The organism is Stenotrophomonas sp. FBCC-B152 (genome assembly GCF_059134105.1).
Genome location: NZ_CP101442.1, coordinates 2,476,564 through 2,495,096 on the forward strand (window position 1 = coordinate 2,476,564; position 18,533 = coordinate 2,495,096).

The following is an 18,533-nucleotide window of genomic DNA, read 5'->3' on the forward strand; positions in this document are numbered from 1 at the left end:
GGCCCAGTATCCCCCGCACCCGGGGGCGGCAGATCCCCCCAAAGAGGGATGCGCCGGCAGGTGGCCCAAACCAAGGTATGAGCCGGGGAAACGATGGCGCAATGTTCCCGTCGGCCCCCGCTGCCTAGTCTGGATCCATCGGCTCCCCCGCAGCACCTGCGGCCCGGGCCGCCTTCCCCCGCTACCGGAGAGCCGCCATGAACGATGTTGCCGCCCCGTCCCGCCAGACCGCCCCGCTGCGCACGCCGTCCGACCTCAGCCTGCAGGCCGGCAAGGACATCACCGGTGCCCTCACCGTGCTGCTGGCCGATGTGTTCGCGCTGTACCTGAAGACCAAGAACTTCCACTGGCACCTGTCCGGGCCGCACTTCCGCGACTACCACCTGATGCTGGATGAACAGGGCGAGCAGATCTTCGCCACCACCGATGCCATTGCCGAACGCGCGCGCAAGGTCGGCGGCACCACCCTGCGCTCGATCGGGCAGATCCACCGCATCCAGCGCCTGCTCGACAACGACGCGGACTACGTGACCCCCGAGGACATGCTGGCCGAGCTGGCCGACGACAACCGCCAGCTCACCCGCTTCCTGCGGGCTACCCACGTGGTGTGCACCACCCACAACGACGTGGCCACCACCAGCCTGATCGAGAACTGGATCGACGAGGCCGAGCGCCGCAGCTGGTTCCTGTTCGAAAGCACCCGCCCCATCCGCTGATCCACGCGCCGTTCCGTTCCTGCAGGAGACTGTCATGTCCGCTGCACCCCGCATTTCGTTGCCCCTCGGCGCGCCCGCGCCTGCGTTCCAGTTGCCCGCCACCCCGGACCAGCGCGTCAGCCTGGACGAGCTGCGCGGTCACCCGGTGATCCTGGCGTTCTACCCCGCCGACTGGAGCCCGGTCTGCGGCGACCAGCTGGCGCTGTACAACCAGCTGCTGCCCGAATTCCACCGCAGCGGCGCGCAGCTGGTGGGCATCTCGGTGGATGGGGTGTGGTGCCACGCCGCGTTCGCCGAGCAACGCCACCTGCACTTCCCCTTGCTGGCCGATTTCGAGCCAAAAGGCGAGGTAGCCCGCCGCTACGGCGTGTACCGCGAACAGGACGGCGTCTGCGAGCGCGCGCTGTTCGTGATCGATGCCGAGGGCATCGTGCGCTGGAGCTACATCTCGCCCCTGGGCATCAATCCTGGCGCCGACGGCATCCTGGACGCGCTGGCGCAACTTCCCTCCACCGCAGGAGCAGCGTCATGAAAGGTCTGTCGATTCCCGTCAGCGCGCAGGACCACAGCCAGGGCCCGGTCGATGCGGCCATCACCCTGGTCGAGTACGGCGATTACCAATGCCCGTACTGCGGCGAGGCTTATCCCATGCTCAAGGCCGTGCAGCAGGCATTGGGCGACCGCATGCGGTTCGTGTTCCGCAACTTCCCGATTTCCGAAATCCACCCGAACGCGCTGCCGGCCGCGCGGTTTGCCGAAGCGGCCGCCGACGCGGGGTTGTTCTGGGAAGCGCATGACCTGCTCTACCAGCGCCAGGATGCCTTGAGCCCGCGCGACCTGCAGGCTTATGCCAAGCAGCTTGGAGTGGACCCCGCACTGCTGCAGGCCGCCGACAACGGCGCCTTCGATGAACGCATCGAACGCGACTTCATGGGTGGCGTGCGCAGCGGCGTCAACGGCACCCCGTGCCTTTTCATCAATGGGGTGCGCTACGACGGCGCCCGCGATGTGGACAGCCTGGTCGAGGTCCTGACCGAGCTGGCCTGATCCGTTCCGCTGGCGCGCCGGGGTCTCCTCCCCCACCCCGGGCGCGCCAGCACCTGCCAAGGAACTTGCCATGCCAGCTTCCCGTCACGTCCGCTCACTGTGGTCGGCCGATGCCGTCCATGACGATGCGCTGGGTACCATCCGGCGCCTGACCGCCGACGAGTTCCCATTGCTGGAGCGCCTGTCGATCAAGCGCATGCAGCTGGCGCCCGGCAGCATCCGCGAACCGCACTGGCATGCCAATGCCAACGAGCTGGGCTATGTGCTGGCGGGGTCGGTACTGGTCACCATCGTGGACAATGCCGATGCGATCAGCAGCGTTCGCGTGGACGCCGGTGAGATGTTCCATATCGGTAGCGGTGCGCTGCATGCCATCGAGAACATCGGCGAAGACGCGGCCGAGCTGGTGATCGTGTTCAGCCACGAACGGCCACAGGACTTTTCCCTGCATGCGGCGTTCGGTGCGATGTCCGACGCGGTGCTGGGCAATACCTATGATGCGGAGGCGCAGGCGTTTTCGCGTGTTCCGCGCGATACCGGTTCGCCCTACCTGGTGAAGCGACGTGGACCGGCCGTGATCCCGGACGGTGCCGAACGCGCGGACCCGCACCGGTTTTTGATCGAAGCCCAGTCGCCGCCGGTCGATTTCGCGTACGGCCAGGCGCGCGTGTCGCGGACCCAGTTCTGGCCGGCATTGCGCAACCTGTCGATGTATTCCTTGCGCATCGCCGACGACGGCATGCGCGAGCCGCATTGGCATCCGGAAACGGCGGAGCTGGGCTACGTGCATCGCGGCCGGGCCAGGATGAGCATCCTCGATCCGGACGGTTCGGTGGATACCTACCTGCTGCAGCCCGGTGATGTGTACTTCATCCCGCGCGCCTATCCGCACCAGATCGAGGTACTGGGCGAAGACATGCACTTCCTGGTGTTCTTCGACCAGCCCACCCCGGGGGATGTGGGCTACCGGCTGGCGGCAACGGCGTTCGCCCCGGGGGTATTGGCCGCCACGTTCGGCGTCGACGCGGCAGACCTCCCCGCATTCCCGAAGACCGTACACGACCCATTGATCGTCGCGCGGCGGAACCCGCTGGATCCGGTCAATGCATGACGCGCTTCAATCCGGTTGTCGTGCCCTTCGCCATTGCAACGGGCTCATGCCCATTTCGATGCGGAACATGTAATTGAACGCCGACGCCGAGGCGTAGCCCAGCTCATGCGCGATCGCCGTCGGCGAGCGCCCCTGCGCCAGCCACTCGATCGCGCGCAGCAGGCGCAGCCGGGTGCGCCACGTGCGCAGGCTCATGCCGGTCTCGCGCTCGAAATGCCGCGCCAGCGTGCGTGGCGACGCGCCCAACACCCGTGCCCACTCGTCCACACTGTGCGCATCACCGGGCTGGTCGTGCAGCGCCTGGCACCAGCGCTGCAGCCGCGCATCCTGTGGCCACGGCAGGTGGCGCACATGCTGGCGCTGGCGGCGCAGCTGGGTGGTGACCAGCGCGCTCAGGTGCGCGTAGTACACCGCATCGTCATCCGGCCGCACCTGCCCCAGCTCCACGATCAACTCGCGCAGCAGCGGCGACACATCCAGCACCGCGCACCGGTCGGGCATGCCCAGCGCGGGATCATCGGCCACGTACAGGTTGCGGAACGCGGCCGCACTCAATGCACCGGTGTGATGGACCATGCCGGTGGGCACCCACAGCGCCTGCTGCGGGGTGATCACATGCCGCGCATTGCGCGCCGTCACCTGCAGCACGCCGTGGGTGGCGAACACCACCTGGTTCCAGTCATGCGCATGCGGCGGGAAACGCTCGCCGGCGGCCAGCTCCTGGCTGCGCGCCATCACCGGCCACGGCAGCGCGCTCAGCGACGGGACCGGGACTTCCTTCCAGGGCCCGACGGGTGTGGACGAACCCTCGTGGCGATTGATCGACATGATGCGACATTCTATCGAAAGACAGCCGCCCCGCGCCTGCCTGACCATGGACGCGTCCCCCTCCGGTCCCGCGCATGTCCACTCCCCTCACCTCCCCCACTGCACGGAAGCCCTGGCAGGTCATCGCCGCCGGCATCTGCGCGCTGGTGCTCACCGTCGGGCTGGCCCGCTTCGCCTACACCCCGCTGCTGCCGCTGATGCGGATTGATGCCGGTCTCAGCGCCGCGCAGGGCGGCTGGCTGGCCACCTTCAACTACCTGGGCTACCTGCTGGGAACGCTGCTGGCCGCCCGCGTGGGCGACATGCAGCAGAAATTCCGCTTCTACCGGATCGGCCTGGTGCTGGCAGTCGTCGCCACCGGCCTGATGGGCGTCACCACCCAGCCCTTGCTGTGGAGCCTGCTGCGCTTCGTGGCCGGCCTCTCCAGCACCGCTGGCCTGTTGCTGGCCTCCGGGCTGGTGCTCAACTGGCTGCTGGCCAACAAGCAGCGCCCGCGCCTGGGCCTGCACTTTGCCGGGCTGGGCCTGGGCATCGTGGTATCGGGGCTGGCCACCGGCGTCCTGGCCGGGCATGCCGGGTCCAGCGCGCAATGGGGCTGGCTGGGCGTGCTCGGCGTGCTGTTCCTGGTTCCCGCCTGGTGCTGGATGCCGGCGCCTTCCCCGACGTCCGCCGCACAGGCCGCGCAGGCCCCGTCCCCGCCCAGTCCGTGCTGGCGCCAGCTGCTGGTGGCCGCCTACTTCTGCGCCGGCGTCGGCTTCGTGGTCAGCGCCACCTTCATCGTGGCCATCCTCGAACAGACGCCTGCCTTCCGCGGCCACGGGAGCGCCGTATGGGTGCTGGTCGGGCTGGCGGCGGTGCCGTCCACGTTCGCCTGGGACCGCATTGCCGCGCGCATGGGCCTGATCCGCGCCCTGATGCTGGCCTTCGCCCTGCAGGCGGCCTCGTTCGTGCTGCCGCTGCTGGACAGCGGCCTGGCCGCCGGACTGGGCAGCGCGCTGCTGTTCGGGCTCACCTTCGCCGGCATCGTCAGCCTCACCCTCACCGTGGTCGGCCGCCACTATCCGCACAACCCGGCCAAGGCCATGGCCAACCTCACCCTGAGCTACGGCGTGGCGCAGATCCTGGCACCGGCGCTGGCAGGCACCCTGGCCCGCAGCAGTGGCAGCTACCAGGCGTCGTTGCTGCTGGCGGCCATCTTCATGGCCGTGGGCATCGTGCTGCTGGCGGCCATGCCCGATGACGCGCGCGACCACGTGCGCTGATGAACACCAATTCATGTGCGACGCGTACCTGCGATCAAGTAGTTAAGCCGCCACGCCAAGGCCGCAGCAACGAATGTGAAATTTTTTTGTCGAAACGCTTGCCGAACCCCGCAGACCTCCGTATTATTCGCGTCCTCGCCAGCGGCAACGCAGCGATGAAGTGGCCGAGTAGCTCAGTTGGTAGAGCAGGGGATTGAAAATCCCCGTGTCGGCGGTTCGATTCCGTCCTCGGCCACCACGTTGGTGGCGTTTTGAACGCGTTACAGATCAAGGCCTTGCAGCGATGCAGGGCCTTTTTCATTGGTGGGGTTCGTTGGCGAGCGCCTCGCCTTGGGTAGCACTGGGGTAGCACGCCAATGAAATCTCCGGGGGAAATTCATGAAACACCAGAAGTCCAAGGCGAAGCGACTTGCCGCAGCGGCGCTGTCGTTGTGGATCGGAAGCTCGATCACGTTCGTGCTCTTCAACCGATACCGCTACGGCGGCAGCTTTGATGGGTTGATCGACCTAGCACTGCTGGCATTTGCCGTTCCTCTAGCGTTGATATGCATCGCCATGACCTGTTTCTTGGTTGGCCGACGCGGATCAGCGTATCTGGCTGCGGCGGGCCTGCTCGCGATCGCTACGGCCGCGGGCGTCAACTCTTACAAGGCGCATCTCGCGCACCTCGAAAGCGTGCGATATGCGAGGTCCGTTTTGCTTGATGAGGAAGCGCTGGAGCGCCGTTACGGAGCCGAATGCAGGACATCAGGCGGCAAGTACTCCTATGCCATCTGCATGTCAGCAAAGGCGGACGCCGAGGAACTCGCACGCCTGCGGCGCTAAGAACGAAGGTGTCCGCCAGACAATTTACGCAGCCTGGCCGGGATCGTCGGCTAGCTGCTGGCGAATGTATTGCTCCCGCCGACGCAGCCCCTCATCGATGGTCAGCAGGGCCTTGCCGATCTGCGCATCCAACGCGGCGGGAGTGGCCTTGGCCATCTCATGATTCGGATCCAGGTGACCAACCGCCAGCCAAAGCCGGCCCTGCACCAACGGAGTCGCGTCGATACTCGCAGCACTGTTGAAAACCGAAGCCGCACCAGCGGTGGCAAGGTCGTTGTGAGTCTGGCCGCGGTGCGCGCGTTCCATCCGGCGTGCAGCTTCCTGAGTCTGCTGCAATGCAGCCCATTCCCGGCCCAGCGTCTCCAGGGCAGTGGCCACGCGATCAAACGCCGGCCGCACTGCCTGCACGCAAGCATGCGCCTGTGCGCGGTCCGATTCGATGCCTGCAAGGCTGGCCCGCATGCTCTCTTCGTGATTACGCTGATCCAGCGCGCGCAGCGCTGCTTCAATGGCCCGCAATTCATTGGTCGAAGCACTCACTTCGGAGTAATTCGCAGCCAGGCGCTGCGGTGCACCTGTATCGCCTTCCGCAGCTTCCAGGGCAACACGCTCCTGCGCCTTGATGAGGATGCGGATGCTGGCGTTAAGCTCGCTCTTGCGTGCATTGAGCCCCGCGCGCGTATCAGCGGCGGAACGGGTGTTGGTGTTTCCGGTGGTGCTGGTCATGGAGTTCTCCGGTCAAGCAAGCGGGCAGTCAGAGGGGGTTGTAGGGTTCACCGTGGTCGCCATCCGGCGCCGCCGGCACGGTGATGCGGATCGGCCGTGGGGGTTCCGGCAGGGGTGTTGCAGCGGATGGATGTGTCGGCAGGGATGCGGCGTGCTGCGAAGCCGCTGGCTGCTCTGGGGGTCTGGTCATGACCACCATGGAGAGGGACCCTGCTACCAGGTCTTCCAGAGTCGAGCCGCCAAAGCCTGCGGACAGGGCTCCGCGCGCGCGCGCGGCGGCGACTTCCTCTTCTTCGGCCGCGTCTACAGCCGGGCGCAGCTTGGGAATCGTGCGATCCAGCAGGAGGGCCGCGGCAGCCAGATCTCCGTCCTTCGCCTTCGCCAGGACAGCGGCCACGACCGCGCGCAAATCGTCTTCGGTGACAACGCCGTCGCGCAGCAGGTCACGAATCAGATTCGGGGCTGACTTTGTGCCGGGAGGCCGTCCGGCAGGGTTGCCGCTGTGGCCCTTCTGAAACCTGCTCATTTCCTGTTGCCCCCTGATCCACGCCTGTTACGGGCGTTGTTGAGGCCGATGGTCGCGAAGTGGCGCAACAACGCGGCGCTGTTGCCGGCTCCGGCGTCTTCCACCAGGTTGCGCAGCCACGGCAGCTGCTTGGCCGCCTCCTGGTACGCCTGCCTGGCCAACTGCACGTTGGCGTTGTACTTGGGACCCCACTCCCTGCGCAGCGCGGCCTCCGTCTTCTGACGGGTGGAATCCATCTCGTCCAGGCTTGGCAGATCACCCTTGATCCAGCGCGCGTTCCAGGATTCAAGCTCGCCGGCAATCTCGCGCGCCGCTTCGGACGGCACCGCCATCCCATGCAGAACCTCGGCGGCCTGCTGGCGCCCCTCCGCGAGAATCGCAGCCTCTTCTTCGTTGCCGTCATAACGGGCCTGCATCTGCAGGGTGTCGAAAGGCTCGCTCAACGTCTGCTGGTCATAGTCGGCAGCGCTTTCGAGGGCGTGCCCGCCATCCGGATACATGCGGTCCGCATCGGTCAGCGGCTGCGCGACCAGCTCATCAACCGTCACGTCAGGCTGCGCGGGCTTACGGTGCATATCTCCATACATCGCGTCGAACTTCGATTCGTCCTGCGCCGGCTTCGCATCGGCGCTCACCGCAACCGGAGCCACAGCACCCGCATCCCGCTTCATATCGGGATACATCCGTTCCCATGGCAGATCGCGTGCATGTGGGGGACTATCTGCTGCTGGCTTCGCCGCTGCCATGTCGGGGTAGAGGGTGGCGGCTATTTCGTCGTTCGTCTGGTGAGTCATGTCGGCTCCTGGGCCTGGTCGTGGTATCTGTGTGGGGATAGCCCAATGGACTCAGGCCCACGGCTCCTTCAGACGGATGAGGACTTCCTGCATCTGCCCGTTGATCGAACAGGGCACCACCTCTGTCGGCAGTTCCGGCTTTTGAATGGCATCCTCCGCAGTCCGCAATACGTCGTCGGTAGAGGCAGCTATCCGCTGGCTCTCACCGGGGATGGCGACCGTGGCATTGGTCTCGCGCAGCCGGTCAGCGGTGCGTTCTCCGATGCCGTTGAGCAGGTCAGATGTAAGGTTCGTCGCGACCACGGTCGAAAGCTGATTGCGGTAGCGGTAATCGATCAGCTCAAAAAGCAGGGAATGGTCAAACTCGCTGCCGGCCCGGACGCCGATTTCATCGATAGCCAAGAATTGGCAGCATCGGATCGAATCAATCAAGCCCGCATCCTCGCTACTGCGGTTTCCGAACGTGGCCTTGTAGCGCGCGAGAACGTCAGGCCAAACCACGTAGCGACCAAGGACACCCACGCTCGTCACGGCCGCGATGAGGCCATAGGTCAGGTGGGTCTTCCCGGTTCCAGGCGGTCCACTGAGAGTCAGGCCGGTGCCGTTGGCCACCTGGCCAGCCATGTCATCGATGAATCTCACGATGATCCGCTTCGCGACGCCCTGCGTGCCGCCCTTCGGCATCCAATTTTCGATGGTGCGATTTCGACCCCGCTGGGGGATGCCGCTTGCCGTGCGCCAGTGATGCCAGGCGCGATACCTGCACTCGTAACCTGTCTGCAATGCAGCTTGCTTTTCACGCTTGGCGTTGGCGCAGTCCGGACACCAAATGCTTTCCACGAAAACTGGGTAACCGCTATCGGTGTACTCGCCATGGATTGGACAGACGAAGGTGGTCATGCCGATCCCCCAAGCCGCGCCAGTGCAGCTTCGTTGGCAGCGATCTGCTCCGCCTCACTCCGAGCATCACGCGGCAGGAGGCCCACGCCCGCAGCACTCGGCCTGCGCTTGGCAGCTGCCGCCATGAGCCACGCCGCGGGATCGGCGATGTCGTCGGCTTCGGCTTGGGCAAGCAGGCCCGCGGTTTCCACGTCACCACACGCCTGGCGCAACTTCCCCAACAATCCCCGGGCCGGCTTCTCCGATACGCCCTTGCGACGCAGGAAGGCAAGCCCCGCCCCCCAAATCGGATCCGCCAACGTCGTCAGCGGCGAGGCAACTGCCTCCGTTACGTCAGTAACGGGAAGCTCTTTTGAAAATGTAGATGCCAATGAAGGGCCGTCACCCTGCCGCGCACCAATGCCCACCTTTGGTGTGCCCTTAGGTTCCGTCTTGGGTTGGTTCTCGGGTGAGAATCGGGTAGCTGATCCACGCCGCTGCCGCACGTACTCGTCGCGAACCAGTCGCGTGGAGTACCAACAGGCACCGTCACCCGCCTGGACCAGCACAACGTCTTCGCCCTTCTTACCTGCGTGCGTCGGCGCCCATACGTAGTCGCTGGGTGCTTTGTCAGCGCCCTTCAAGACGTTTTTGGCGACCAGCTCCTTGACCTGGCGTAGCGGGACACCAGCAGCGCGTGCCAGTTCCGCGAGCGGGTAGCGGGCTACGCCGTATTCGTCGGAGTCGTGCAAGATGCACAACACGTCCACCCAAGCACCACGGGCAGCCTCCGAACAGCGGCGCAGCTTTGCGTTGCCACGCCAGTCGGCGGGGAAGAACAGAAAAGCAGGCCGGCGTGCCATCACAACCACCCGCTATTGCACAAACATGCGTCCATGCTTACGCCCGAGCCGGCTCGACGCGGTTGGCTCCCAGGAACTGTTCGAGGTCCGTCCTGTCGTAGGCGATGCGGCGGCCCAACTTGATGTAGGCCGGACCGCGGCGATTCAGCCGCCAGTCCTGCAGAGTGCGCTGGGTGATGCCAAGGAAGGAGGCTGCGTCACGCTCGGACAGGCGGACGGACTGGGTGTTCTGCTGCATGGTGGCGTGTCCCATCGGTATGTCTGGGACAAGAGTGCGTGCCGCGCGGCAACGAAGGTCGCTGTGTGCGAGTTTCGTCGGGATTTCTACAGCGAAGCGACGAAGCGATCCAGGTAGCCGATAAGAACGGCGAGTTCGTCGTCGTCCATCTTTCCCTGCAAACGAGCGCGCTCCGCCTCGGTCAGCAGATGATCAAGCAAGTGCCCAGCCGGGGACTTCAAGGCTTCCCGGTAGCGGGCTTCCAATCCTTGCCCTGACATCGCGCGCCATTTCTCCTGTCCGTTCCGACCGACAAGCCCGTTGCAGATCGTGCGGATGGTGACCTTGGGATTGGGTTCGAGGGGGGATGCAGCGGCTCGCTTCCGGACGAGACCGCGCCAAACCGCCAGCACAAGTTCCCCCTGTTCCCTGTGGGTCCATTTGCTCTTGCCTTGACGGGGCTTCCTGACTTCGACTTGCGGCCGTTTCGTCAGCGCCATCACCGCTTCGGCGAGGGTGGGTTCTCTGCCGTCCGCAATGGCGTGCATGACAGCCCCGGGATCGAGTCCGGCATCCCTCCACTGCTCGGCTGCATACGCCATCGACTCAACAAGAATCGCTCCCCTGCGTTCCGCTTCCCAGTGTGCGTATACGTCCAGCAACGCCGCGTCTCTCTCGCCGCCATCGCTGGTCAGCGCCGTGGGGAGGGCGGGTGGCGGCTCAACCACGACTGTTGCCTTATTTTTCATCGGCCGGCCCCACGTATGGGGACGACGTTGCCGTCACGCGGCCCGGCCAGCGCCACACATTCCAAACGCTCCATCGGCACCCGCAGCCGTTCCACATCGTCCGCGAGGTAGCCTGCGGTCACGTCACCGGACTGCGCGTGCGCGGCGATGCGCTTTAAGGCATAGGCGGAGACATCCATTGCTTCCAGCAGCGTCAGCGCGGTGCGCCGCAGGTCATGGGGCGACCAGGTAATGGGGTTGCCGTCGGCATCCGCAATCTTGGCCAGGAATCGCACTGACAGGCGACCCAGGGGCTTGTCCGGATCCAGGCCGGGAAATACCAGCGTGGGCGACCGTGGCGCTGCCGCCCGCGCCTTCAACATCGCCAGCATCGCCGGCCCCAGGGGCAGTGCATGGGACAGCTTGCCCTTCATGCGCTCGGCAGGAACGGTGATCGTCTTCGCCTTGAAATCCACTTCGGTCCACTGCAGTCCAGCGGCAGAGGTCCACCGCAGCCCGGTGCAAAGGATCAGCAGCACAAGGTCGCGCTGCGTGCCGGCCAGGTCAGGCGGCAGATCGTCGGGCAATCCACGGACCGACGTGACGAACTCGGCCAGCGCCTGCCCGAGTAGCGCGCGCTTGCGCCGCGGCACGTTGCCCCATCCCTTGGTGGCAGTGATCCGGCGCGCGACATCCGGCAGGTCCAGGTCGCGTTCGGCGCGCAGGTAGTTCACGACGGCCCTCAGCGCTCGCACAGCGCCGTCCGCACGCGCCGGGCTTGCGGTGATGCGGTCGCGGTCACGCGCATGCCCCACGCGAGCCTGAGCGGTAATGGGGCGCGTCTTCCGGCTCCGATGGCGGTCGCGGACCCATTCCGGCGTCATCTCGGCCAGGGGCTTGTCCCACCAATCGCCGAACGTGGTCCGCAGGTCGCGCTCATACGTGGAGCGGGTCGCAGGCCGCAGTCCGTCCTTTTCAGCCAGGTAGATAGCCAGCCCGTCAGCCAGCGTCAGGCTGGCGCGCTCGGACTCCACCCGGCGCTGGCGCTTTTCGGCGGACAGGTCGCGCCCTTCCAGCATGGCCCCGACAGCCAGCTGGGCACGCTTACGCGCCTGCTCCACCGGCAAGTCATCCGCTGATCCCAATTGCACGCGACGCATCGGACCGCCAGGGATGCGCTTCAACACCGACCAGCTGGCCGAGGTGGCGCTGACCCGCAGGCGCAGGGCTGGCACTTTGCCGTCCTGGTACTCGACGCGGCCCACTCGGGCGGCATCTCGCAGCGCACGCACGCGTGCCTCGGTGAAGGTGATCGTTTCTGCCACTGAATGCACTCCGGCTGTTCTGGGTAGCACCGGGGTAGCAGGATTGCCCGCAAACGCCGGAACCGTCCGTTACAGGATGCACCGCAAGTTCATGATAAACAATGGGTATCAGTAGATCCCCGTATCCACTGATACTGGCTGACCTAGGATTGAAAATCCCCGTGTCGGCGGTTCGATTCCGTCCTCGGCCACCACAAATCCAAAAGACCTGCAGAAATGCAGGTCTTTTTTTTGCATTGCTGTAGTGGCATTGCAGGCAGGCGCATGCACAATGTGGACACCGTCATTGAACAAGGATGTCCCATGCGCGTTGCCCTGCTTCTGCCGTTCCTGCTGCTCAGCGTTGGTTGTGCGCACCAGACGGCAATGACCGCCCCCAACGCGCCGATGCCGACGGTGACGCCAGGCTGGATCACTCCCGCCGAAGCAGTGTTCGCCGCCAACGAAGATCCGCAGCGCGGCATCAGTGGCACCTTCGTGTTCACCGTCAAGAACACCGACGTCACCGAAGACCGCATCTACCTCAACAGCGAACGCGACTACCGCCATCAGCTCTCACTGAACGTATCGCTGGATGCCGCTCAACGCGAAGCACTGCAGAAGCAGCTGGGCATGCCGCTGGAATACCTGGTCAACCGTCGCCTGCTGGTACAGGGAACGGCCCGCCGAACCACCATCGGCTTCACCAGCGATGGCAAGCCGTCCGGCAAGTACTACTTCCAGACCCAGCTCCAGGTAAGCGACCCGCGCCACGTTCGTTTCGCGCCCTGATCCAGCGCGCGGCTGACAAAACCTTTACACCCGCCAACGTTCTGACCCCTAAGCTCGGGCCTCCTGCCGGGAGACCCCCATGCGCCTTCGCCCTGCCCTGTTTGCTGCTGCACTGTTGTCGACCTCCGTCACCACCCACGCGGTGGAACCGGTGCGTTCGGTGCCTGCGTTGGACATGGGCCGCTACGCGGGCCAGTGGCATGAAATCGCGCACCTGCCGGTGTCGTTCCAGAAGAAGTGCGTGGGTGACATCACCGCGACCTATGCGCTGCGCGCCGATGGCCGCATCAGCGTGCACAACGCCTGCCGTACCGGCGAGGGCGAGCGCATCGCGGCCGAGGGCGTGGCGCGGCCGGTGGAAGGCGAACCGGGCCAGCTGCAGGTGCGCTTCGTGCCGGACTGGCTGGCCTGGGTGCCGCTGGTGTGGGCCAATTACTGGGTGGTCGCGCTGGACCCGGATTACCAGTGGGCGGTGGTGGGCGACCCGGACCGCAAGTACCTGTGGATCCTCTCGCGCTCGCCGCAGATGGATGCGGCGTTGTTCGCCCGCCTGAAGGGCAAGGCTGAAGCGATGGGGTATGACCTGGCGCCGTTGAAGGTGATGGCACCGGTGAATTGATCGCCGGCGCGCCTGAAACCTGAATGCACCTTCGCTTGTCTTAGGATGCGTATCGACCAACGGTCGATACCTACCGGTCTGTTGCCAACGGTCGATACCTGCCGGCCCCGCCACACCCGCACAACCACCATACGCCGTAGTATGCTTCCACTCACGCGGCACCTGCACGAGGATTTGCGCCCATGTTCCACCGCCTCCGTACCGTTCTTACCGTTGCCCTGCTGGCCGGCACCGCCGTTGCGCTGACCGCCTGCAACACCAACGTCAAGCGCGTCTCGCCGCCGGCTGCCAGCGTGCAGCAGCTGACAGTGGGCGCCAACGGCAACTGGACCCTGGCCCTGCGCCTGCAGAACTTCAGCTCCATGCCCATGACCTTCGACAGCGTGGAGCTGCAGATGCAGGTCGGCGACCAGGATGCCGGCAAGGTCAGCGCACGCCCGGCCATCTCCATTGGCGGCGTCTCGGCCGATGTCATCAACGTGGAACTGCAGCCGTCCTCGGCCGCGCGCATCGTGGTGGCCGACGCCCTTGCCGGCAACCGCACCCTGGGCTACTCGCTCAAGGGCACCGTGGCCGCCACCCCGCAGGAAAAGAAGCAGCGCAGCTTCGAGATCGACAGCCGCAGCACCCTCAACCAGGCCCCCGGCCTGCCCGGCGTGCTGCGCTGACCCCAACACCGCTTCCACCTGAACCCCGCATCTGATCGAGACCTGACGATGAGCAGCTACACCGCCCCGCTTTCCGATATCCGCTTCGCCCTGCATGACGTGTTGAAGGTGGAGCCGCTGTTTGCCCGCCTGGGTTTCGCCGATGCCACCACCGACGTGGTCGATGCGGTGCTGGAAGAAGCCGGCCGCTTCAGCACCAGCGTGCTGGCGCCGCTCAACAGCGTGGGCGATGAGATCGGCTGCGTGCTCGACCAGGCCAGCGGCGAAGTGACCACCCCGCCCGGCTTCAAGCAGGCCTACGCGCAGTTCGTCGATGGCGGCTGGACCGGCCTCACCGCTGCCCCGGAACTGGGTGGCCAAGGCCTGCCGCACACGCTGGGCGTGCCGCTCAACGAAATGATCAACGCCGCCAACCTGGCGTGGGGCAACTTCCCGCTGCTCTCGCACGGCGCGATTGAAGCGCTCAAGCAACACGGCGAAGCGTGGCAACAGGATGCGTTCCTCAAGCCGCTGATCGAAGGCCGCTGGACCGGCACCATGTGCCTGACCGAACCGCACTGCGGCACCGACCTGGGCCTGCTCAAGACCAAGGCCGAACCCAACGCCGATGGCAGCTATTCCATCACCGGCACCAAGATCTTCATCACCGCCGGCGAGCATGACCTCACCGACAACATCGTGCACCTGGTGCTGGCCAAGCTGCCCGACGCGCCGGCCGGTGCCAAGGGCATTTCGCTGTTCGTCACCCCGAAGTTCAAGGTCGACCGCGACGGCAACGTCGGCGAGCGCAACGCGCTGCGCTGCGGCTCGATCGAACACAAGATGGGCATCAAGGGTTCGGTCACCTGCGTGATGAACTTCGACGGCGCCGAAGGCTATCTCGTCGGCCAGCCGCACAAGGGCCTGCAGGCGATGTTTACCATGATGAACACCGCGCGCCTGGGGGTAGGCCTGCAGGGCATCGGCCTGTCCGAGCGCGCCTACCAGAACGCACTGAAGTACGCGCGTGAACGCCTGCAGTCGCGTTCGCTGAGCGGCCCGAAGAACCCGGAAAAGCCGGCCGACCCGATCCTGGTCCACCCGGACGTGCGCCGCATGCTGCTCTCCATCAAGTCGCTGGTGGAAGGCAGCCGCCTGCTGGCGCTGCACGCGGCCACCCTGATCGACGTGGCCCACCACGCCGACGATGCCGGCGAACGCGAGCGCGCCGAGACCCTGGTGAGCTTCCTCACCCCGATCTCCAAGGCCTGCCAGACCGAATGGGGCATCGAGAACACCTACAACGCCCTGCAGTGCTTCGGTGGCCATGGCTACATCCACGAGCACGGCATGGAACAGCTGGCCCGCGATGCGCGCATCACCACGCTGTATGAAGGCACCACCGGCATCCAGGCGCTGGACCTGATCGGCCGCAAGACCGCGGCCAGCCAGGGCGCCGGGCTGAAGCTGATGCTGGCCGAGATCGAGGCCTTCGCCAAGGCCAACGAAGGCAACAAAGCGCTGGCCGAGTTCATCGCCCCGCTGCGCGCCAAGGCCCAGGAATGGGGCCAGCTGACCATGGCCACCCTGCAGCGCGCGGCCACCAACCCGGACGAACTGGGCGCGGCCAGCTTCGATTACCTGTTCTATTCCGGCTACGTGGTGCTGGCGTACTGGTGGGCCCGAAGCGTGGCCGCCGCCGACGCCTCGGCGCAGAGCGAGGCCTTCAAGCAGGCCAAACGCGAAACCGCCCGCTTCTACTTCGCCCGCATGCTGCCGCGCACCCTCAGCCATGCGGCAGCAATCCAGGCCGGCGCAGAATCGCTGATGGCCATGGAAGACAGCCGGTTCGGGGAGTAACCGGCCGCAGCGGGTGCCGACCAACGGTCGGCACCTACCCGGACAAACCTCTGGCTCGTTCCCATACCCAAATTGCAACGAATCCGGTATAAGCTGTTTTCCCGATGGAGACAGACACTACGAGCTTAGGTCTGATCGATACCGGAGCCTCGTCCGCCCCGGTCGCCGAACTATCGCCGATCATCAGCCTGCACAGGCCTGGCAGCGTCCGCCTGCTGTCCCTGGATGCCCATGGCCGGGTACTGGACTGGATCAACTGGCAGGATGCCGCCTGCCTCTACTCGCGCGATGCCGTTGCCTGGACCCTGGGCGATCCCTGCCTGCACATCCATGGGGGCATCAACCGCCTGACCGGCCTGCAGAGCGGGGTTGACCTGCACCCGATCATCGCCGCGCGTGGCCACGCCCGTTCCCGTGCGATCGATCCGACCCCGAACCTGTCCAACCAGGCGCTGTTCGCGCGCGATGCGCACCTGTGCCTGTACTGCGGCCAACAGTTCCACCGGCCCCAGCTCACCCGCGACCACGTAATGCCGCTGTCCAAGGGCGGCCTGGACGTGTGGGAGAACGTGGTCAGCGCCTGCTTCCACTGCAACTCGCGCAAGAGCGACCGCACCCCGCAGCAGGCCGGCATGCCCTTGCTGGCCGTGCCTTACCGGCCCAGCTGGATCGAACACATGATCCTCTCCAACCGCAACATCCTGGCCGACCAGATGGCGTTCCTGAAGGCGCAGCTGCCCAAACGCTCCAAGCTGGCCGCCTGAACCTGCGACAGGTTGTCGCAGGGCACCCTCACCGTTTGCTCACCGGTAGAGCGGTTTGCTTGCCCCACCCCGGTTTGGGGGCGAAAATAGGCGCTTGAGAAGAAGCGCGATAAAAATGATCGATTCCGCACGCTATCCCCGCCTGTCGCGCATCCAGAACCCGGATGACCTGCGCAGGTTCGAAGAGTCCGAACTGCCCGCCATCGCGGATGAACTGCGTGCCTACCTGATTGAATCAGTGGGCAGGAGTGGCGGCCATTTCGGCGCCGGCCTGGGCGTGATCGAACTCACCGTGGCCCTGCACTACCTGTACCAGACCCCGGTCGACCAGCTGGTGTGGGACGTGGGCCACCAGACCTACCCGCACAAGATCCTCACCGGCCGCCGCGACGAGATCCACACCGTCAAGCAGAAGGACGGCGTGGCGCCGTTCCCGAAGCGCGAGGAAAGCGAGTACGACACCTTCGGGGTCGGCCATTCCTCCACCTCCATCTCGGCCGCGCTGGGCATGGCGATCGCGCGCCAGCTTGAAGGCGACGACCGCAAGGTGGTGGCAGTGATCGGCGATGGCGCGATGACCGCCGGCATGGCCTACGAGGCGCTCAACCATGCCGGTGGCATGGAGCAGGAACCGAACCTGCTGGTGATCCTCAACGACAACAACATGTCGATCTCCGAAGCCGTGGGCGGGCTGACCAAGATGCTCGGCCGCGCCACCGGCAGCCGCACGCTCAATGCGCTGCGCGAAGGCGGAAAGCGGATCCTGGGCGACAAGAAGAAATCGCCGTCGGCGCGCTTCGTCAAGCGCTGGGAAGAACACTGGAAGGGCATGTTCGTGCCGTCCACCTTCTTCGAGGAAATGGGCTTCCATTACACCGGTCCCATCGACGGCCACGACGTGCCTGCGCTGGTGGCCACGCTGAAGACGCTCAAGGGCCTGAAGGGCCTCAAGCTGCTGCACGTGATGACCACCAAGGGCAAGGGCTACGAGCGCGCCGAGGGTGACCAGATCGGTTACCACGCAGTGGGCCCGTTCGACCCGGACAAGGGCCTGGTCGCCAAGGGCGGCGCCAAGAAGCCCACCTACACCGATGTATTCAGCGACTGGCTGTGCGATGCCGCCGCCGCCGAACCGCGCCTGCTGGGCATCACCCCGGCCATGCGCGAAGGCTCGGGCCTGGTGCGCTTCAGCAAGGAATACCCGGAGCGCTACCACGACGTGGCCATTGCCGAGCAGCACGCGGTGACGCTGGCCGCGGGCATGGCCACCCAGGGCGCCAAGCCGGTGGTGGCGATCTATTCCACCTTCCTGCAGCGCGCCTACGACCAGCTGGTGCATGACGTGGCCGTGCAGAAACTGGACGTGCTGTTCGCCATCGACCGCGCCGGCGTGGTCGGACCGGATGGTGCCACCCATGCCGGCAACCTGGACCTGAGCTTCCTGCGCTGCGTACCGCACATGGTGGTGATGGCCCCGGCCGATGAAGCCGAATGCCGGCAGATGCTCAGCACCGGCCTGCAGTACGACGGCCCGGCCGCCGTGCGCTACCCGCGTGGCAGCGGCACCGGCGTGGATGCCGGCAACGACCTGTCCACGCTGGAGATCGGCAAGGCCGACCTGCGCGTGCAGGGCAGCCGCATCGCACTGCTGGCGTTTGGCAGCACCGTGCCGGCCGCCGAAACGGTGGGCCGCGAACTGGGCCTGAGCGTAGTCAACATGCGCTTCATCAAGCCGCTGGACCGTGCGCTGCTGCTGGAGCTGGCCAAGACCCACCAGGGCTTTGTGACCATCGAAGACAACGTGGTGGCCGGTGGCGCCGGATCCGGCGTGGCCGAGCTGCTCAATGCCGAAGACGTGCTGCGCCCGTTCCTGCACCTGGGCCTGCCGGACAGCTTCCAGCACCATGCCAGCCGTGAAGACCTGCTGGCCGAAGCGGGCATTGATGCGGCGGGGATTCGGGCTGCGGTGTTGAAGCGCTGGCCGAATCTGACCAGCCAGGCCTTGAGCGCGTAGAGCCACGCCCT

The 18,533-nt window shown here is 65.8% G+C and carries 21 protein-coding genes and 1 tRNA gene; 13 read left to right on the top strand and 9 right to left on the bottom strand.

Features of this window, described 5'->3' with window-relative positions; genetic code table 11:
* The first annotated feature begins 197 nt into the window (after positions 1-197).
* The 4 genes from NMB40_RS11510 to NMB40_RS11525 all read left to right on the top strand — a co-directional run bounded on the left by NMB40_RS11510 (position 198) and on the right by NMB40_RS11525 (position 2,874).
* Entirely contained in the window at positions 198-716 is a 519-nt protein-coding gene (locus tag NMB40_RS11510) for a Dps family protein (RefSeq protein WP_494358471.1), read from the top strand.
* 34 nt (positions 717-750) lie between these two features.
* Positions 751-1,248, top strand: a complete 498-nt coding sequence (locus NMB40_RS11515; protein ID WP_494358472.1) for a peroxiredoxin — start codon at positions 751-753, stop codon at positions 1,246-1,248.
* Positions 1,245-1,763: a DsbA family protein gene (locus NMB40_RS11520; RefSeq protein ID WP_494358473.1), complete on the top strand. Its 519-nt coding sequence runs from the start codon at positions 1,245-1,247 to the stop codon at positions 1,761-1,763. The genes NMB40_RS11515 and NMB40_RS11520 overlap by 4 nt, the downstream gene beginning before the upstream one ends.
* Before the next feature lie 70 nt (positions 1,764-1,833).
* Positions 1,834-2,874, top strand: coding sequence for a cupin domain-containing protein (locus NMB40_RS11525; RefSeq protein WP_494358474.1), 1,041 nt, complete (start codon positions 1,834-1,836; stop codon positions 2,872-2,874).
* Between the two features lie 6 nt (positions 2,875-2,880).
* Here the strand turns inward: NMB40_RS11525 and NMB40_RS11530 are convergent, their stop codons facing one another.
* Entirely contained in the window at positions 2,881-3,702 is an 822-nt protein-coding gene (locus NMB40_RS11530) for an AraC family transcriptional regulator (protein WP_494358475.1), read from the bottom strand.
* A gap of 74 nt (positions 3,703-3,776) precedes the next feature.
* Between NMB40_RS11530 and NMB40_RS11535 the strand changes: the two genes are divergently transcribed.
* The 3 genes from NMB40_RS11535 to NMB40_RS11545 all read left to right on the top strand — a co-directional run bounded on the left by NMB40_RS11535 (position 3,777) and on the right by NMB40_RS11545 (position 5,789).
* The gene (locus tag NMB40_RS11535) at positions 3,777-4,964 is read left to right on the top strand and encodes a YbfB/YjiJ family MFS transporter (protein ID WP_494358476.1); all 1,188 of its coding nucleotides are present in this window, start codon (positions 3,777-3,779) and stop codon (positions 4,962-4,964) included.
* A gap of 162 nt (positions 4,965-5,126) precedes the next feature.
* Positions 5,127-5,202, top strand: a tRNA-Phe gene (locus NMB40_RS11540).
* A 140-nt stretch (positions 5,203-5,342) separates the two neighbouring features.
* A complete protein-coding gene (locus tag NMB40_RS11545; protein WP_494358477.1) occupies positions 5,343-5,789 on the top strand; it encodes a hypothetical protein in 447 nt (148 codons plus the stop codon).
* 24 nt (positions 5,790-5,813) lie between these two features.
* Here NMB40_RS11545 and NMB40_RS11550 read toward each other — a convergent pair whose 3' ends face one another.
* From NMB40_RS11550 to NMB40_RS11585, 8 genes are all read right to left on the bottom strand, one after another.
* A complete protein-coding gene (locus tag NMB40_RS11550; RefSeq protein WP_494358478.1) occupies positions 5,814-6,515 on the bottom strand; it encodes a hypothetical protein in 702 nt (233 codons plus the stop codon).
* 28 nt (positions 6,516-6,543) lie between these two features.
* Entirely contained in the window at positions 6,544-7,041 is a 498-nt protein-coding gene (locus NMB40_RS11555) for a DUF5681 domain-containing protein (RefSeq protein WP_494358479.1), read from the bottom strand.
* Positions 7,038-7,835 (bottom strand): hypothetical protein, encoded by a 798-nt coding sequence (locus tag NMB40_RS11560; RefSeq protein ID WP_494358480.1) that lies wholly within the window; start codon positions 7,833-7,835, stop codon positions 7,038-7,040. Before NMB40_RS11560 ends, NMB40_RS11555 begins: the two co-directional genes overlap by 4 nt.
* 51 nt (positions 7,836-7,886) lie before the next feature.
* Positions 7,887-8,735 carry an ATP-binding protein gene (locus tag NMB40_RS11565; protein ID WP_494358481.1) on the bottom strand — a complete coding sequence of 283 codons (849 nt, stop codon included), beginning with the start codon at positions 8,733-8,735 and terminating at the stop codon, positions 7,887-7,889.
* Positions 8,732-9,577: a hypothetical protein gene (locus NMB40_RS11570; RefSeq protein ID WP_494358482.1), complete on the bottom strand. Its 846-nt coding sequence runs from the start codon at positions 9,575-9,577 to the stop codon at positions 8,732-8,734. Before NMB40_RS11570 ends, NMB40_RS11565 begins: the two co-directional genes overlap by 4 nt.
* Before the next feature lie 37 nt (positions 9,578-9,614).
* Positions 9,615-9,815 (bottom strand): helix-turn-helix domain-containing protein, encoded by a 201-nt coding sequence (locus NMB40_RS11575; protein WP_494358483.1) that lies wholly within the window; start codon positions 9,813-9,815, stop codon positions 9,615-9,617.
* Positions 9,816-9,901: 86 nt separating this feature from the next.
* Positions 9,902-10,543 carry a hypothetical protein gene (locus NMB40_RS11580; protein ID WP_494358484.1) on the bottom strand — a complete coding sequence of 214 codons (642 nt, stop codon included), beginning with the start codon at positions 10,541-10,543 and terminating at the stop codon, positions 9,902-9,904.
* Positions 10,540-11,847 carry a tyrosine-type recombinase/integrase gene (locus NMB40_RS11585; protein ID WP_494358485.1) on the bottom strand — a complete coding sequence of 436 codons (1,308 nt, stop codon included), beginning with the start codon at positions 11,845-11,847 and terminating at the stop codon, positions 10,540-10,542. Before NMB40_RS11585 ends, NMB40_RS11580 begins: the two co-directional genes overlap by 4 nt.
* 303 nt (positions 11,848-12,150) lie before the next feature.
* On the opposite strand from NMB40_RS11585, the gene NMB40_RS11590 reads away from it, so the two are divergent.
* From NMB40_RS11590 to dxs, 6 genes are all read left to right on the top strand, one after another.
* Positions 12,151-12,618 carry a hypothetical protein gene (locus tag NMB40_RS11590; protein ID WP_494358486.1) on the top strand — a complete coding sequence of 156 codons (468 nt, stop codon included), beginning with the start codon at positions 12,151-12,153 and terminating at the stop codon, positions 12,616-12,618.
* Positions 12,619-12,697: 79 nt separating this feature from the next.
* Positions 12,698-13,237, top strand: a complete 540-nt coding sequence (locus tag NMB40_RS11595) for a lipocalin family protein (protein WP_494358487.1) — start codon at positions 12,698-12,700, stop codon at positions 13,235-13,237.
* A gap of 182 nt (positions 13,238-13,419) precedes the next feature.
* Entirely contained in the window at positions 13,420-13,905 is a 486-nt protein-coding gene (locus tag NMB40_RS11600) for an LEA/WHy family protein (protein ID WP_068853318.1), read from the top strand.
* 48 nt (positions 13,906-13,953) lie between these two features.
* On the top strand, positions 13,954-15,744 hold the full coding sequence (locus NMB40_RS11605; protein WP_494358488.1) for an acyl-CoA dehydrogenase C-terminal domain-containing protein: 1,791 nt from the start codon (positions 13,954-13,956) through the stop codon (positions 15,742-15,744).
* Between the two features lie 104 nt (positions 15,745-15,848).
* Positions 15,849-16,508, top strand: coding sequence for an HNH endonuclease (locus NMB40_RS11610; RefSeq protein ID WP_282243613.1), 660 nt, complete (start codon positions 15,849-15,851; stop codon positions 16,506-16,508).
* A 115-nt stretch (positions 16,509-16,623) separates the two neighbouring features.
* On the top strand, positions 16,624-18,522 hold the full coding sequence (dxs, locus tag NMB40_RS11615) for a 1-deoxy-D-xylulose-5-phosphate synthase (protein WP_494358489.1): 1,899 nt from the start codon (positions 16,624-16,626) through the stop codon (positions 18,520-18,522).
* Positions 18,523-18,533: the final 11 nt, after the last annotated feature.